The organism is Pedobacter terrestris (assembly GCF_052343045.1).
Lineage (GTDB): Bacteria > Bacteroidota > Bacteroidia > Sphingobacteriales > Sphingobacteriaceae > Pedobacter.
In genome coordinates, this window is the sequence record NZ_CP180264.1 from 5073517 (window position 1) to 5091432 (window position 17916).

Genomic DNA, 17916 nt, shown 5'->3' on the forward strand with positions numbered 1-17916 from the left:
TTAAGCAGTCTCTAAAGTTGCGTGTTGCTGGGCAAAATCTTCCAGAAGCTCTACGGCTTTATCATTTCCGCCGGCCTGTATAAAAGTATTTTTGATTTTTTCAGCTGCGGTTCTGTATTTAGGATCTTCCAATAATTCAAAAACTGTATTGCGTAAATCTTCTACACGAAGGCGTTTGTATCTAATGCTTACACCGCATCCGGCTTGTTCAATTAATTTTGCGGTATGGAAATGATCGTAAGCAATTGGCGTAATCAACATAGGCAAACCGTTACTGAAAGTGTCATTTACGGTATTAAAACCGCCGTGGCAAATTACGGCATCCATGTGTGGCATGAGTTCAGATTGAGGAACAAAGCCATTAACGATAAAATTATCTGGCCAGTGCTCAAAAATATCTGGGTTTGTTGCCGCCACAATTGTTACCGGCTGATTGGCAAACGCATCTATCAGTTTCTGAAAAAAAGCAGCACGAATATCAACCAGCAAAGTACCTAAGGAAACAAAAACTTTTGGTGTGGTTGCTTTGTGTAAGCGCTCCCAATCAAAAGGTGCAAGATTTGGCCTTCCTTTTACCGGGCCAACAAATTGCATGTGTGCTGGTTTCTCTGTAAAACCGGCAAATTCCTGAGAGGTGAAAACCATATTTAGCTGGTGAGAATGAATAAAAATTCCATCTTCATAAATTCCAATTTTCTGTTGCAAACCTTTAATCAGGTTTTGCTGCCACTCAAAAATTTTTGGTGCGCTGCTGGCGGTATCTCCCATAACATCTGGTGGTACAGGTGTGGTGGTAACAGAAGGAATACCTTTTAAATGTGCACATAAAGCGCCGGCAAAAGTGATGCAATCGTTTACAATTACATCAGGTTTCCAATGGTCTACAAATTTATTTAACCCTTTCATCATTATTCTGGCAAAAGGAACGTAGGTTTCTTCTAAAGCAAGTTTCATGACTTCCGGGCCAGAACATGCCGGTCCGTCATCTTGTCGCAGTAAAATCCGGTGAATTTCTTCTGCATATTCCTGCAAATCATCTTCCGGAAAAATAAATTCTCCGCCTTGCGGTACATGTACTTGTGCCAATGAGGTAATCCCAATCCATTTTACTTCGTGCCCGCGGGCAATTAAGCTGGAACCAATACTCAAAGTTGGACTAATGTGACCAAAAAACGGAGGTACAACAAATAGAAATTTAGACATAAGTTAGAATTTAAGAGGTGAGTATTTGAGCAGTTTTCGGTACAAGTTGTTCAAGATGGTTGGCTGCAGTTTCTGTTCCGCCGGCATCAATAAATGATTTTTGTATGGCTTCTGCAGCGGTTTTATAACTGTTTTGGGCAAGTATTTTCTGTACGGCTTCTTTTAAATGTGTGGCTTTAAAGCGGTTAAAATTCAGGCGTTCTCCGGCACCGATGCGAAAAACCCGGCCGGCAACATGGCTTTGATCATAGGCAATGGGAATAACAACCATTGGTAAACCATTCATCAACGTTTCGCAAACGGTATTGTGGCCGCCGTGGCAAACTACGGCATCTAAATGGGGGAGAAGATCCAGCTGAGGAACCTGGCGCTGCACCGTAAAGTTTTCCGGCCATTCTCTAAAAAGTGCAGGATCAGAAACCACTACTACATGTATATCTTCTCCACCTAATGCGTCTATAACTTTCGAAAAGAAACTTTTTTTATGTTCATGATCGAAAGTGGTGCCAATGCTGACTAAAACTTTTGATTGTTGAATGGCGTGAAAAGTATTCCAATCAAAATCAATATGTTGTTTACGGTTGTTGAGTACCGGGCCAACAAACTTGAAATTTTCTGCAAGATCCAATTCACCGAAAAAAGCCTGAGAGGTTAGTACCATCGTTAGTAGATTAGAACAGGCAATAGAATTATCGGCATATATTCCAAATTCGCGCTGTAATGAAACAATCTGGTTAACTTCCCATTCATGTACTTTTGGCAGCTCATCCATAATTTTTATCGCTGCAGGTGCAGTTACAGATGTAGCATAAGGCAAATTCTTGTTCTGAGCGGCCATCGCACCAGCAAACATTTGATGATCGGTAATCACAAGATCTGGTTGGTAACTATCCAGCAAACTTGCAATACCTTCATAACTGTATCGGTTAAGGGGAATAAGAACTTCTTCGTACAGAAATTTGATGCTGTCTATGCCGTAAACAATTTTTTTGGTGATGATATCGAGATAGTTTTCTGCATCTTTTTTTTGCTGGTCATCTTCATCATATTTTATCTGCAGCAATTCGCCGCCTGATGGAAGTTTTTCTGCCAGCGTGGGATCAAGAGAAATCCAGCCAACCTGGTGCCCGCGCTGCAACAAAACTGCGCCCATGCTTAATGTTGGATTAACGTGCCCGGTTAAAGGCGGAACAATGAATACAAATTTTGCCATAAGCTTACTGTTCGAAAAAGTTTAATAGTTCCTGACCAATGATAAGTGGTTGCTGTATCGGAATATTGTGGTCGCCTTCTACAGCTTTCAATTGGGCGTATCTGATTTTTTTGTTCAAAAGTTTACCAGCATCAAGGCAGTTAGAGGCCCATCCATAAAGCAGAAGCGTATCATGCGGAATTTTGCCAATGCCACCGGCACCAAAAAAATCTTGCTCTCTGATCATATCCTCCTTTATGCTGGTTTCGTGAAAAAGATATTCATACATCCGATGGTTTTTCTCCATTTGCCTTTTGCCCATTTTCACTTTTGTAGTATCGGTAAAGTTTTCTACATAATGTTCCAGAAACTCGCGGCTGTACTCATCTATAATTCCCCTCGCTTTTTCATCGCTCGGATCTGGCGCTTCAATCACTGCCAGTTTTTTTATTCTTGATGAAAAGCGCGTGGCCATTTTCAGAGCGATAAGTCCGCCGAAACTGTAACCGCCCAAATGCACTTTTTTTAGTTCAAGTGTATCCATCAGCGCCAGCAAATCATCGGTCATACTATTTAAATCGTAACCGGATAATGTTCTTCCGCTCATGCCGTGGCTTTTCAAATCGTATAAAACCACGTTAAAACGGGTGGCAAGAATTGGAGCAATGCTGAAGTAATACACAGAAAGGTTGCTAAACATTCCATGAATAAGCACTACCGTTTCGGCGCCTTCTTTATTCAGCTCCTGAATGTGTACCGCTCTGTTATTTACCTCTAGGATTGGCATTCTTCAATATATGAAATGATCATTCCAAGATTCAGGTTGATAAGCTGATCCAGATCCATATTGGATAACCAGCCGGTAAAATCAATCTGATCACCGAAATGTGCCTTAATTTTTTCTGAAAAAGAAACAATTTCAATACTGTCCATTTCCAGATCTTTAGTGAAAGAGCTTTCCGGGGTAATGTCCATTTCTTCAACAAATTCTTCACCTATCACTTCGGTGATAAATTTTTTCATCAGATCAAAGATTTCTTCGCTGTTCAGTTTAGTTTGTGTAGTTATAGTGTCCATCCGATAATATAGTTTTGGTGTTTAATTGTTTGAATATTTATGCCCTTTATTGTGAGCAGTTCTCCATCTGCTGCACTTACGGTGTAGGCTTTGGGGTTTCCTTGTAAACCTTTACCGAGGTATTTTCCATAAGCTTCTTTAGCAACCCAGAAACGCGTTGCCCATTCTTTTTGATCGCGGCCTTTTAACAGGGCAAGTTCAACATCGTTAAAAACAAGGTCGAAAAATGCCGGACTTCTTTCTTCAATAAGTTCGATATCTATACCTACGGGGGCGTCAAATTTTGCGGTAGCAACAGCGTCTGTTCCTTTATGCGCAATAGAGAGTTGGATGCCTTCGGTTAAACCTCCTTTAACATAAGGTTTGCGGTATTCATCAGAATAAATTTCAAAAGTTATGGGATAACAGGCTTGTTGTTTTTGCGTGTTGAGCAAATGTCTGATGGCATCTTTTGCTGCAACCCGACTAATCATCCAGGTTCTGCGCTTATTGGGCAAAAGATTTTGATGATGTTGTTTTTCGGTTTGATTGAAATACCGTTTAAGAATAAAATCCCACGAAACCACGCGGCTGTATGCATTGCTGAACATAAAAATGCCGGGAGCAACTTCTGTAGAAAGACGGTTGTGCAAAGGTGACATGGACACATTCCAAAGTGGTTCGTCTATTTCCAGTCGTCTGTTTTGCCAGCCAGATAAAATTGCCCAGAGTTTTCCATCGCGCTTCATGATGATGTCTGCAGTTGCAAATTCATCATTCAGGTCTGTTAGTACGCAAGTGCATTCAAATAAACCTTTCTGGTCATACATCTCTCCAAAAAACTCAATTTCCTGAATTTTTACAGGGAAAGCAATGCGGTCTTTTGTGAGTGTAAGCTGAAGCCACAGGCCAAAAAGTTGCCCGGCATTGTCTAAAAGTGAACCTTTGCCCGCGCCAGATTCTATTAAGCCAACAATACCTTTGCTGCCTACAGTTACCAGTTTTTTTATTCCTTGATAACCTGGGCCATGAAACATATGTGCATCATAAATCTGCTGCATGCTGCGGTCGATGTTTAGCTTTTCCCCAATATCATACGTTTGGTTTTTACCTTCTGAAAGTTGAGACGCAAGCTGTACTTCTGCATTTGCGAAACGTTCAAGATTCAGGTAAACACGATTTTGATCTTTCCATTCTCCGGTAACGGTTTCTCTAAAAGGCTTCACCACATTCATCCATTGGTAAACTTTTATATTGATGATTTTATGCACTTTTTGTGTTGGTGATTGCTCATGTGCAATTTCACCGAAAAGCTCAAATATCATCGTCATCGGAATCACAGGGTCCATGTCTGCAACAGTTGGCCATCCTTTGGGTTGTCTAAGTAAGGAATGGTCTATCAGATATGGGCAATTGTCTAGACTTACATCAAGGTGTTTTTCGAAGTTTCTCCGTTGAACGCCTTCTAAAACTGCAGGTTTGAACTGTATTGCTGGTGTGTACTGCTCAAACAACTGGCTGATTTCATTTTGCATGCTCATCATTTCCAGCATATTTTCATTGAAAGCTTGCATCACCGGATTATCACTCAGCTGTGCAGCAAATTCTATTGCCGGATTTTTTTTGTCGGCAGTGATGCCTTTTAAACTTTGCAGATTTCCAATAATGGGCAATCCCAGTTCTAGTTTTATTCCTTTTTGTTTAGCAGGAGGCGTTTTAATATTGTCCAGAAAATCCATTCCAATTTCCCGACCTTCTATAAATAATGCGGCTACAACACGTTGCAATTGTGCAATGCCCGAACGTATTGCGACATTAGCTGTTATTGTGCTGATGTTTTTGCCTTTAAGCGTATCGTCTATAAAACCGGTTAAACCGCCAGAACCCACCTGAATAAAAACACGTGCACCTTCCTGATACAGTTTTTCTGTGAGCGCTCTGAAACGAACTGGTTTTATCAAATGTTCTGCGCTGAGTTGTCTGATGGCCTCAAAGCCTTCCGGATAAAGTTCTAATGTGGTTGCAGACCAAAGGGGAATTGTAGTTTTTTGAAACTGCATATCTTTCATGCCTTCGAGGATTAAATCGAGTTTATCGGCTACGAAAGGAGAGTGAAATCCGGATTGGAAAGGCAAAATCTGATGAAAAATTTGTTGCGCTTTGAGAATGGGAACAAATTGTTCTAATGCAGTCTGATCACCACAAAGAATAACTTGTTGTGGGCAATTGTCATTAGAAAGGTATAGGTTTGGAATATTTTTTACAATGGGTTCAAGAATATCCAGCCCGCATCCAACCGCGATAAAACGTGAATCTTTAAGATCGAAGGTTTCAGGATTAAGTACTTCCAGAAGGTGCATAACCGAACTTTCTGCGGCAAGCGATGAGGAGCGCGCAGCAAGCCATTCGCCCAAACTGTGTCCGGCATTCATATCCGGATTTAATCCTAGTTTTTTCAGCGCCTGATCCAATACGCTGCTTTTGTTTAACACTTTTAAAGCTTCGCTTAATAATCCTTCGGCATTAGAATCCTGAGTAGTTTCAATATTGAAGTATTTGGCAACGCTTTCAAATTCGCCGCCGGCAAGTCCGTCAAGCCCGGAAAAAACAAATGCAACTTTTGCGTCACCAGTTAACAGCGGCGCATTGCTGTACCAAATATCTTGTTTGTTGCGCCAAGGGGTATTTTTAGCAACAATTTTTTGCGCTTTTTTTAATCGATCTGCCGTTGGATGAAAAACCGCCAGACGATATTGCCCGTTACCTTTGCTGTAATCTTCATTTTCTAAAGCCAGAATCAGTTCTTCATGAGTTTCTCTGGCAAGTACAAGAACAGGATCGGTTTTTGGACGATCGACGCCAGCGAGCACAACATGTGCGTTAATTCCTCCGAAACCAAATGCGTTTACTGCGGCAAATTTTGGCAAACCAGATTTCTCCCAATCCATTGCTTCTTGCACAATGGAAAAGCGGGTTTCTGCAATTTGCGTTAATGGAGCGCCGCAATGTATACTTGGCGGGATGATGCCGTGATATAGTGCAAGAGAAGTTTTAATTAGACCTGCAATTCCGGCGGCGGGCATGGCATGGCCAATATTAGATTTTACAGAACCTAAACCCGCTCTAACTACATTTTCATCTTTACCGAAAAACTGTTTTAGTGTTTCAATTTCTGTTTTATCGCCCAAAGGTGTACCCGTTCCGTGTGCTTCCAGATAACCAATTTGATGAATGTCTAATTCGGCATTTTTCCAGGCTTGTTCTATAGCTTTGATTTGTCCTTTTGTTGATGGACTCATTACGCTGGTTCCGCTTCCATCACTACTGATTCCGGTTCCTTTTACCACAGCGTAAATCCGGTCGCCATCATGTTGTGCGTCTTCCAGTCGTTTTAAAACAACAAATCCGCAACCTTCGCCAATAATCAATCCGTCAGCATTTTGGTCAAACGGACTAATTTTTTCCTTTCGGGATAAGGCGCCAAGTTGTGAGAAAATACTCCAAAAGGCAGCATTTTGGCCCACGTGTACGCCACCGGCGATTACCATATTGCAACGTCCGGAATGCAATTCCTGCACGGCATGGTCTACAGCCAGAAGTGAGCTGGCGCAAGCAGCATCTACAGTAAAGGCTGCGCCGCCCAGATTAAAGCGATTGGCTACTAATGATGCAACCAGATTGGGAATTAATCCCATTGCGGTATCTGCACTGAAGCGTCCTTTGCGAAGCTGATATTCGTGTTTTACTTTTTCAATTTCCTGATCGGACAGATGTGGAAGTAAATCTTTTAATAAACGGGCAATTTGCTCGCCTGTACGTACAATTTCTATAGCACGCGTAGCACCGGCGCCTGCATAGTTTCCTTTCCCAATAATAATTCCGGTGTTTTCCAGATTGTATTTGCGTTCAAAAACTCCGGCATCTTCTAAAGCCCGATGAACTAAATCCAGCGTAATCAGATGGTCTGGTTCTGTTCCGGATACTGCCAAAGGCAAGATGCCGAAACGTTGCGGATCAAACTCATAATTGGGAATAAAACCTCCGCGGTTACAATAGAAGCGATCTACACCGGTTACACTTTTTTCAAAGTGTACTGGATCTATACGTTCTGCCGGAACCAACTGCGTAGAATCTACTTTATTCAGAATATTGGTCCAAAACTGTTCCATATCTTTCGCGCCAGCGAAAACACAAGACATTCCAATAATGGCGACATCGTTTTTTTTCATATCAGCTCTGCTAGCGGTTTATGTCCAGGTATTTCCTGCCATGATCAGAACCTGACTTTCTTTGCCATATTTAAGTTCGTTCAGGAAAATTTCCATTCCATCCTGTAATGGGATAAGTGCAATTCCTCGGCGTTGATATTCTTTTTCCAGTGTTGGCGAAACCATGCCGGCACCTTTCCACGGGCCCCAGTTTATAGCCATTACTTTGCCTTTTATTTTTTGTTTTAGCGCCCAGGCATATTTATCCATTACACTGTTTGCTGCTGCGTAATCGGTTTGGCCGCGATTGCCATATACAGAAGCAATGCTGGAAAACAGAATGACAAACTGTGTTTCTGGTCTTAAACGTTCTGCGAATACACGTAATGGTGTTACTTTAGTATCGAAAACACGGCCGAAAGATTCTTGCGTTTTATTTTGAAAAAGTTTGTCTTCCAGTAATCCGGCACCGTGTACAATGCCATCTATTCTACCATATTCTGCATATACCTGATCAATAAGGCGGTTTAAACCCGCTTCATCTCTTAAATCTAAAGATTCATACACTACAGTAGAACCACTTTCTTGCAGTGTAGCAATGCTGCGCAAAATCTGGTTGTTTTTAAAAATTCGATTGGTTTCCTGTTCTAGCTCTGCAGGTTTTTTAATTTCGCCCAAACCAATCAGATGCTTACGGATATCATCTTTATGTTGCAAAGCTGCAGTGGCTTCATTTACGTTAAGCAAAGGATTTGCCGAGCGGCCAACCAAAATGTATGTACAAGGGTAATCTTTTGCAAAGTGAATGGTTAACTCGGCTGTGATTCCTTGCGCGCCTCCCAAAACCAGAACTACAGCATCTTTATCCAGTTTAATGTGTTCTTCTTCTGAAGCATTCAGTTGACTGGGTACCAATTCCATGATATGGCGTTTGTGATCATTGTAAATGACTTCAGATGGTTTATCCGGATTCAGAATCTCATTCAACGTCATATTGGCTACTTCATCTGCAGACATTTTAGTTTCCAGACTGATGAAACGGCATTTAGTATGTTCGTATTCGCGATCCAGACTTTTGAAAAAGCCAGAATATCCCTGGTAGTTTCTCAGGAAAGAAATATCAGAATGGTCGTTAAAATACATTTTGGTATCAGCAATCAGGTAAACCCATTTTACTTTATCAAAATCCAATTTTTTAATCGTGGCGAAGTGATCTATAATTCCGGCTTTCTTCTGCGCTTCGAACATGTTTAGAATAATCAAGCCCTGATAGTTTTGTAAATCATCATCAAAATTCACGATATCTACAACAGATCCATTTTTCTCAAACAATGCTTTTACTTTAAGCGCTTGTCCGCCACCATCATCAGTCACTGCAAAGCGCTGATTTTTTAGAGTAGCCGCTTCTGTAATGGTTAATGCTGCTGGCGTGAGTTCAAATCTGAGACGGGAAAGCTTTTCTTTTACCGATGGATCGTCCATGCTTTCTTCAATGATCTTTTTTGCTTCTGTGAGTACCTCCGAACTCTCATTTTCAACATCAGCAATCCAGTTTACTAAACTATTTAAGGTTTTAATGGCGGCAAGTTTTTCCATTAAATCATCCGTCTGTTCGCCTTCTGTTCCAAAACCTACTTTCTCTTTTAACGCAGCAATAATTTCCATTCTTTTTATAGAATCGATACTTAAATCGGCTTCCAGATCAAGCTCCATTCCCAGCATTTCTTTCGGGTAACCTGTTTTTTCACTTACCACTTCCAGAATTGCGGATTTAATTAAATCTGCAGATAATTTCAAAGGAACAGGTGTGTTTACTTTTGCCGATACTTCAATCGCGATGGTTTGCGTTGCTGGTTGTGCAGTATTTTCGCCAATCCAGTTTACCAGGCTATTTAAGGTTTTTAAGCCCGCAAGTTGCTCCATGATTTTATCTTCAGATTGGTTTTGTCCGGAAAAACCACCGAGTTCTGTCTTCAACGCACCAATAATTTCTACGCGTTTGATAGAATCAATACTTAAATCTGCTTCCAGATCCATATCCATGCCCAACATTTCTTGCGGATAACCCGTCTTATCGCTCACAATTTGAAGCAAGACAAGTTTAAAATCCTTTTGTTCTGCTACTGCTTCGGCTTTGTTTTCCAGAATTGGTTGATTGCCAATTGCGCCAACTTTTACTGCTTGGTTTTCTAGTTTTATAGATTCTGCGATTGGATAAGATGGAGCCGGCGGATAATTTACCTGAGGGAAATTTGCCGGAACCTGGCCAAGAAAAGTTAGCATCACATCTCTTTGTGCCTGGATTAATGCTTTCATACTGCTTAAATACTCTTGCATCATTTGATCTTTGGCAGAAGTCGGGATGTTTTCTTGAAGTGTTGAGCTTGATTTCATAATGATCGGTTTAGTAATTGGAACTGCTCCGTTTGCCGGAAGCTTGCCGGTTGATGGTATGGCTTGCTGGCCGTTTACATACCAGATTGCCGGGCTTTTCTTATATTTTAGTGGTTCGTCAAGGTTAATGGCAGTGGTGAAACGACCCTCGAATAATTTGTTTAAATTGATGTTTCTGCCGGTAGAGAGGTATGCAGCAAACGTTCCGAGCAGGTGACTGATTTTATTCTGACCCTGATCTTCTGTGTGTAAGATAAATTCATCCTGACCAATGCACGATTTTACCAAGCCACTGAGTACTTTGCCAGGCCCAACTTCAATAAAAATTCTTGCCCCTGCCGCATACATATTGCTTAACTCTTCCACAAAGCGTACAGGTTGAACCAAATGATCTGTTAATCGTTCTTTGATTAACTCCGCAGAAGCGGGATATGGTTCTGCTGTTGTGTTAGACCAAACCGGAAGTCGCAATTCATTGAAATTGACCTCAGAAAGGATATCACTATAAATTGCTTTTGATTTTCCTACAACCGGACTGTGAAATGCGCAAGCTACTTCTAAGGGGCGGAAAGATATTTTTGCTTCTTTTAACTTTGCAGAAAACTGCTGAATGCCAGCAGTAGTTCCGGCAATGACCAATTGAGTAGGTGAGTTGTAGTTTACCGGGTAAACAGATAAACCTTCCATGTACGATTTCAGATTTTCTTCTTTAGCACTAACGGCAAGCATGGTTCCGGGATCGCCATTTTCCACTGCATTTATAATAGATTGCGCCCTTTTTGCACTCAACGGTATAAGTTCTTCTTCGGCAAATGCACCTGCAAAACATAAAGCCGGAAGTTCGCCGTAACTGTGGCCTGCAACCATATCGGGCTCAATTCCCAAAGCTTTAAGAAAGTTTGCAATGGCGAGGTCGACCAATCCAAGTAACGGCTGCGCCATTCTGGTGTCTTTAATGCGTTCTTTCTGTACTTTGGCCAGATCTGCATCAAATACGGTACTTGGGAAAAGTACTTTTTCCAATTCAGGGTAATTGGATAGAAGTTTGCGCATTTCTGGGAAAACAACGAAAAGTTCTCTGGCCATATTTACCCGCTGACTTCCTTGCCCCGGAAACAGAAAGGCTAATTTCCCTTCGCGTTTTTCTGTACGATAAGTGTCTTTACTTTGTACATCGGAAAGCGCCAGGTCAATTTTCATCACCAAATCTTCAGCGCTGCTGGCAACAATACTCAATTGTACAGGTTTAGGATTGGCAGTTGCCAAGCTAAAGGCAATATTCTTTAATGCAATTTGATCGTTAATCTCCAGTAATTGCTTAACCTGGCTTAAACGAACTTTCGCTTCTTCATAATTGTTTCCTCTAAATACAAATAACTCTGCCGGCCAGGTTTGTATGGTTGGCGATTCTGGATTTGGCGTTGCGGCACTTTCCAGAACTGCATGGAAATTGGTACCGCCAAAGCCGAAAGCACTCACACCGGCGTAACGCTGTTTTTCGGTCCATAATCCGGCTTCGGTATGAAAAGCAAACGGACTGGTTTCAGTTTTGTAAATACTGTTTGGTTTTTTTAAATGAATGGTTGGTGGTTTAATGCCATGATAAATCGCAAGCGATGCTTTTATTAGTCCGGCTAAACCCGCGGCGCATTTGGTGTGGCCAATTTGTGTTTTGACTGAGCCAAGGTGTGTTTGTGCTGCGGTTGCTCCGGATTGGTTCAACATATCGGTTAACGCACTGATTTCGGTTTTATCACCTACAACAGTTCCGGTACCATGCGCTTCAATCAGGCCAACCAAAGAAGGCGTAATGCCAGCTTGATCATAAGCACGTTCAAGCGCATGCATTTGCCCATTTTTTCGTGGTGCGGTTAAGCCAAGGCTTTTACCATCGCTAGAACCACCAATACCTTTAATTACAGAATAAATGGTATCTCCATCGCGAAGCGCATCATCGTATCTTTTAAGTACAACCATGGCAATACCCTCACCAAGTGCAATTCCATCCGCTTCTGCATCAAAAGTAGCACACCGTCCTTTTTTAGAAAGCGCATGTGTGCTGGAGAACATGAGATAATCATTTATTCCATTGTGCAAATCGGCTCCTCCGGCCAAAACCATATCAGATTTTTCCAGAAACAATTCCTGGCAAGCCAGGTCTATTGCAGCCAATGAAGATGCGCATGCTGCATCAACCGTAAAATTTCTACCGCCAAGATTTAGACGGTTGGTTATTCTGCCCGAAATTACATTGGCCAAAATACCGGGAAAAGAATCTTCAGTCGTTTTAGGCAAGGCCTGATCCAGCTCTTCGGGCATTTCGCCAAAAACTTGTTTATAGTACCCTCTAAAACTGTAATTATTGGCCAGATCATTTCCGCCTTCTGCGCCGATAATTACGGAAACATTTTCATGATCGAAACTACCATTTTCATAACCTGCATGCTGCATAGCTTGTTTCGCAACCAACAAAGTAAGCAGTTGGGTAGGTTCTATAGCAGCTAAAGATTGTGGAGGGATTCCAAATTCCAAAGGATCAAAATCAATTCTTGGAATAAAACCTCCCCATTTAGAGTGCGACATATCGCCGGCTGTAGATTCCGGATTATAGTATAAGTCTTTGTTCCAGCGCTCATCCGGTACTTCTGTTACAGCGTCTTTACCAGAAATAATATTCATCCAGTATTCTTCCAGATTTCTGGCACCCGGAAAAATACAAGCCATGCCTACTATGGCTATATCGAGTGATTTATCTGTTTTTTTAGGGGCTTCAGGGATTGAAATGTTTTTGATGTAGGCGTAATTACCTTCTGCTACATTTTTGTGTAATTCGAGCAAAGAGAATGTTGATTTGTGCATGGTGGCGATTTGACCAATCATATACATACCCAATTCGCTTTGTTCTGCAGCAGGAATATTTACAAGATCGTTTCCGCGGCGTTCAATGCCTTTTGCAGCTATCCGTAAACGGCCAACATTTAAACTTTCCAGTTTTTCCCAGATTTCTTTTTTATCTACACCAGCTTGTTGAAGCCTTAGTTTTTCTTCGGCAAAAAAATCAGCAAAGCTAGAATTAAGACAACGTGTTTCATGGCCTGGTGCAGTTTCCAGCAATACCGTCTCATTGGCATTAAGGGCCTCATTTTGAAATTTCTGTAAAATAGCGCCGGTTTCTACAGCTTCACTAGTATATAAATATGCCGTTCCCATGAGCACGCCAATTTTTATGCCTTTTGCCGCAAGGGCAGCCGCCATAATGGAAATGAAGGCCGTAGAAAATGCATCGTGGATACCGCCGGCAAAAAATACACTTATGTGCTCTGGGTTTTCCTCTTTTAGTAATCTTTCAATTTGTTTTTCCCATAAGACCATACTTGAAAGTGGACCTACATGTCCACCACATTCGCGGCCTTCAAAAATGAAATTTGTTGCGCCTTCTTTCAGAAACATATCTAATAAAGAAGCAGAGGGTACATGAAGGAAGGTTTTTATACCTGCTTTTTCAAATGGTTTTGCTTGTGAGGGGCGGCCGCCTGCAATTAAAACAACTGGTGGTTTCGCTTCCAATATATATTGCTGTTGCTCATCGCGAAGTTCTTGCGGGGCGAAACCCAAAATACCCACGCCCCATGTTTTTTCTCCGGCAAGCTGTTTGGTTTCTGTGATCAGATCTTTTGCTGCCTTTCCTTTTAATAGAGATAAAGCGATGAATGATAGCGCGCCGGCTTCAGATACGGCATTAGCAAATGTAGCCACATCGCTTACGCGCGTCATTGGTCCCTGTGCAATTGGATAAGTAATGTTAAGATCTTGTGCAAGTGGATTATATGGGCGAATGCTGTTATTGGCTTTTGCTTGTTTGATATGCCCGTAAATAGACTGCTGAATGCCAAAAATTAGTTTGTTCAGTTTTTTATATTTCGTTACTAAATCAATTCCAATGGCAATATCCTGTCCCATCGGGATATAATTTTTATCCAAAATATATCCGCCGAAATATTGTTTAAGTTCGGCATAGCCGATATTTTCTTCTATTATGGGTGAGTTTGGTCTGGATAAAACCCTGCAATGGTCAATCAATTTGGTTTCTGTGCCGCTTAATTTTGCACAGATATTTTTCAGCTCTTGAGGGATGTTCGATTCGGGAAAAAGTGCAAGCTGGCTATCCAATACAATACCTTCTGCACCTTGCGCAATTACAGCAGCGGCAGTGTGCGTGCCAATTCCACCCTGAACCCAAATCGGCAGATCTTTGATTTCTTGTATAATTCTCTGAAACAAAATGAAAGAAGATTCGTACCCAACCAAACCTGCACCTTCATTTCCTTTCACAATTAAACCGTGTGCCCCCAACGCTCTGGCTTGTATAGCACCTTTAAGATCAAAAACCTGGTAGATGAGTGCTGCTTTATATGGGTTGTTTACTTTAAAAGGATGCCTGGTTATAATGTGTGTTACTGCTGCCGGGAGTTGTAAATCAGGAAATTCAGTAGAAAAACAAACGCCAAATTGAAAATCTGCATTTGAAAGCTGCAAAAGTGCATTTTCTGCATCGCTTTGATTATGCCCCAGATTCAGTACCGGAAATGCTCCAGACTCGTTTACTTTAAATATTAAGTTTACATCGGGAATCTCAAAGGGAGTAAGGCCAAAAATTGTTTGTTTTTTCATGTTCGGTTTTAATTAGGGTTCAAAAACTTCCATTATAACTAAGCACCTCTTTCTCAACGAAAAACAACCATGCGTTTATTAAAACACATTAGGAGTAAAGTAATCGGTTATTTGGTCGTTGGATGAAGTTTGTGTAGTTTTAAACTTTTGCAATATAGTATTAATTATACAATATTAACGCTATTAAATACTACAAAAGTTAAGCTGCTATTAAATTTCTGCTATTTTTAAGTTGCATGCATTGAATAGCGTTTTTAATGCTTCATTGGCTTATAGAACTAATAATACAATTTTTGAATTTCGTCGTGGTCGTGATTTTCGCCTTCGTATTGTTTCATTCTGTTATTTGTTTGCTCGCTTTTCTTGGTTAAAGCATTGTTTTTTGTTGTGTTTGCCTGATAGTATTAATAAGACGAATTTAACACCATAAATTGGCATTATTTGTCTTCGTGATCGCAATGAATGAAATGAATGCCGGAAAATTTTTGAAAGTAAATTGGAATGGGCAAATTTTAATTTTAAACGATTAGGAGATGTACTTTGAGCGGAGTTAAAAGTTATTTGCCATAAAGCCAGATTCATACTACGGGTCTATGGATAAATTTGTTACTTTTGCAAAAAATATACAAACCTATATAAGGATGACACGCGACAACCAAATTTTTGACCTTATCGACAAGGAATTAAGCAGGCAAGAGCATGGCTTAGAATTGATTGCATCGGAAAACTTCGTGAGCAAACAAGTTATGGAGGCTGCAGGATCAGTACTAACTAATAAATATGCCGAAGGACTACCGGGCAAGCGCTACTATGGCGGTTGTCAGATAGTAGATACAGTAGAGCAAATTGCAATTGATAGGGCAAAAGAATTGTTTGGCGCAGCATGGGTTAATGTTCAGCCACACTCTGGTGCACAAGCAAATGCTGCGGTGATGTTGGCCGTTTTGCAACCAGGTGACAAAATTTTGGGTTTCGATCTATCTCACGGTGGGCATTTAACTCATGGCTCTCCGGTTAATTTCTCCGGAAAATTATACCAGCCTTTGTTCTACGGTGTAGAGCGGGAAACTGGTCGTATCGATTATAAAAAACTTGAAGAAGTTGCTTTAGCTGAGAAACCAAAGTTGATTATCTGCGGTGCTTCAGCTTATTCTCGCGAGTGGGATTATGCATTTATCCGTGCCGTAGCCGATAAAATTGGCGCATTGGTATTGGCAGATATTTCCCATCCGGCAGGTTTAATTGCAAAGGGTTTGTTGGCAAATCCACTTCCGCATTGTCATATTGTTACAACAACTACCCACAAAACTTTACGTGGGCCACGTGGTGGGATGATTATGATGGGACAGGATTTTGAAAATCCTTGGGGGCTGAAAACACCAAAGGGAGAAGTCCGGATGATGAGCAATTTATTGGATATGGCTGTTTTCCCCGGTACACAGGGAGGTCCGTTAGAACATATCATCGCAGCGAAAGCAATTGCTTTTGGCGAAGCTTTAAGCGATGAGTATGGTGTATATATTAAACAGGTTGCAGCAAATGCGCAGGCAATGGCTAAAGCTTTTGTTGATCGCGGATATGGAATTATCTCAGGTGGTACAGATAATCACTTAATGTTGATCGATTTACGAAATAAGAACATCACAGGTAAACTGGCTGAAAATGTTTTGGAGCGTGCTGAAATTACTGTAAATAAAAACATGGTTCCTTTTGATGATAAATCTCCGTTTGTGACTTCTGGTATTCGTGTAGGAACAGCAGCGATTACAACGCGTGGATTGAAAGAGACTGAGATGGAAAAAATTGTTGAATTAATTGATCGGGTTTTAAGTAATCCTGAGGATGAAGCAACAATCGACACCGTAAAACAGGAAGTCATACAATTGGTAAGCGCATTTCCGCTTTACAAATAAATCGTTTAGTCCCAAATCGGGAAGTAAAGGCGGCTGCACTTGTGTAGCCGTTTTTTTTTTGCACTTTTTGAAATTAAAAGTATTCAGAATGTTATAAAAAGTAAAGGGCCGATATCCTTTGAAGAAATATCGACCCTTACCATCTAAATTAACGCTCTCAGATATATAAACGATAAAGCATCCCGAAAGGTTTTCAAAAAAATAAAAAAATCTTTTAATTGCCGTTAATCAACTGGAGAATAGAATTTTTTTCTCTAGTTAAACACACGCACCATCTAATTTGAAGTTTCCAAGTGTTATGTGTATCGCTAATTATTCTGCAAAGGCTAAAGCAGCAATACTCACCTTGGCACCATGTTCCAGCAAAACTTTAGCACAAGCTTCAAGTGTGGCGCCTGTTGTGATTATGTCGTCGATAAGAAGGACATGTTGGTTTTGCAATTTATCGAAAGATGCAACATTAAATACCATTTGCATATTTTCATACCGATTGTATCGATTTTTTGTGGTTTGACTCTCTCGCTTCTCCTTTCGGAATAAAACGTCTTCAATAATTGGTTTTTGAATAATTTCAGATAAACCTTTGGCAATGTGGCTACATTGGTTATATCCGCGTTTCTTGAGTTTCTTTGGATGAAGAGGTACAGGAATTATAAAATTTATGTCTTTGTAGTTTGGATTATCTTTTAATCTTTCGCCTAATAGCGATCCCAGATAAAAGCCAATTTCAATCTTACCGTTGTATTTCAAATTGTGAATTAGGTTTTGAACACGAGTGGCTTTCCTGAAGTATAACATGGCCATCGCAGATTCGAGAGATATTCTTCCCCAGAACTGTTTAGCCACTTTATTTTCGCTGTGAATATGGTAATCTGTATAGGGGAGGTCATAAATACATTTCGTGCAAATTATATGCTCGGTTCCAACAAGCTCAGTTCCGCAAGCATTGCATAGGTCTGGAAACAACAATCCTATCAAATCAGAAAACCGACGTTTTACCCAAGTCATGGCTAAAAATACTGAATAGCAAGCATTTAAAAAAAAACATTGTACAACCGTTTGTTGGAATGCAAGGCAATCTCGGTACACATTTCGATCCGGTAACAGTCTTATATACTGATGTTTTTTTGCAACTTATCGAGACGAAGTTCGTTATACTTTTTTCTGGGCTTATTGCGTTTTCAATAAACGCTTTAACTAAATAGATTACTCGAATCGTTTCAAACAAATCTTTAATCTGCATATCTAATAACGGGATAAGATATATAACTTCCTTGCA

General features: G+C 40.7%; 8 protein-coding genes. 1 reads left to right on the plus strand and 7 read right to left on the minus strand.

The features are described 5' to 3' along the window. The 6 genes from ACJVDH_RS21835 to ACJVDH_RS21860 are packed head-to-tail and all read right to left on the minus strand — an operon-like array spanning position 1 to position 14724. Complete coding sequence (locus ACJVDH_RS21835) at positions 1-1203, minus strand: glycosyltransferase (protein WP_443945523.1); 1203 nt, start codon at positions 1201-1203, stop codon at positions 1-3. A 10-nt stretch (positions 1204-1213) separates the two neighbouring features. Then, on the minus strand, positions 1214-2416 hold the full coding sequence (locus ACJVDH_RS21840) for a glycosyltransferase (RefSeq protein WP_443945524.1): 1203 nt from the start codon (positions 2414-2416) through the stop codon (positions 1214-1216). A 4-nt stretch (positions 2417-2420) separates the two neighbouring features. After that, positions 2421-3182: an alpha/beta fold hydrolase gene (locus ACJVDH_RS21845; protein WP_443945525.1), complete on the minus strand. Its 762-nt coding sequence runs from the start codon at positions 3180-3182 to the stop codon at positions 2421-2423. Beyond that, positions 3170-3472: an acyl carrier protein gene (locus ACJVDH_RS21850; RefSeq protein ID WP_443945526.1), complete on the minus strand. Its 303-nt coding sequence runs from the start codon at positions 3470-3472 to the stop codon at positions 3170-3172. The genes ACJVDH_RS21845 and ACJVDH_RS21850 overlap by 13 nt, the downstream gene beginning before the upstream one ends. Then, complete coding sequence (locus ACJVDH_RS21855; RefSeq protein WP_443945527.1) at positions 3460-7680, minus strand: type I polyketide synthase; 4221 nt, start codon at positions 7678-7680, stop codon at positions 3460-3462. The genes ACJVDH_RS21850 and ACJVDH_RS21855 overlap by 13 nt, the downstream gene beginning before the upstream one ends. Positions 7681-7698: 18 nt before the next feature. Further along, a complete protein-coding gene (locus tag ACJVDH_RS21860) occupies positions 7699-14724 on the minus strand; it encodes an SDR family NAD(P)-dependent oxidoreductase (protein WP_443945528.1) in 7026 nt (2341 codons plus the stop codon). Between the two features lie 641 nt (positions 14725-15365). Here ACJVDH_RS21860 and glyA point away from each other — a divergent pair. Then, entirely contained in the window at positions 15366-16637 is a 1272-nt protein-coding gene (gene glyA, locus ACJVDH_RS21865) for a serine hydroxymethyltransferase (protein ID WP_443947649.1), read from the plus strand. 312 nt (positions 16638-16949) lie between these two features. Here the strand turns inward: glyA and ACJVDH_RS21870 are convergent, their stop codons facing one another. Next, the gene (locus ACJVDH_RS21870) at positions 16950-17483 is read right to left on the minus strand and encodes a ComF family protein (protein ID WP_443945529.1); all 534 of its coding nucleotides are present in this window, start codon (positions 17481-17483) and stop codon (positions 16950-16952) included. Positions 17484-17916 lie beyond the last annotated feature (433 nt).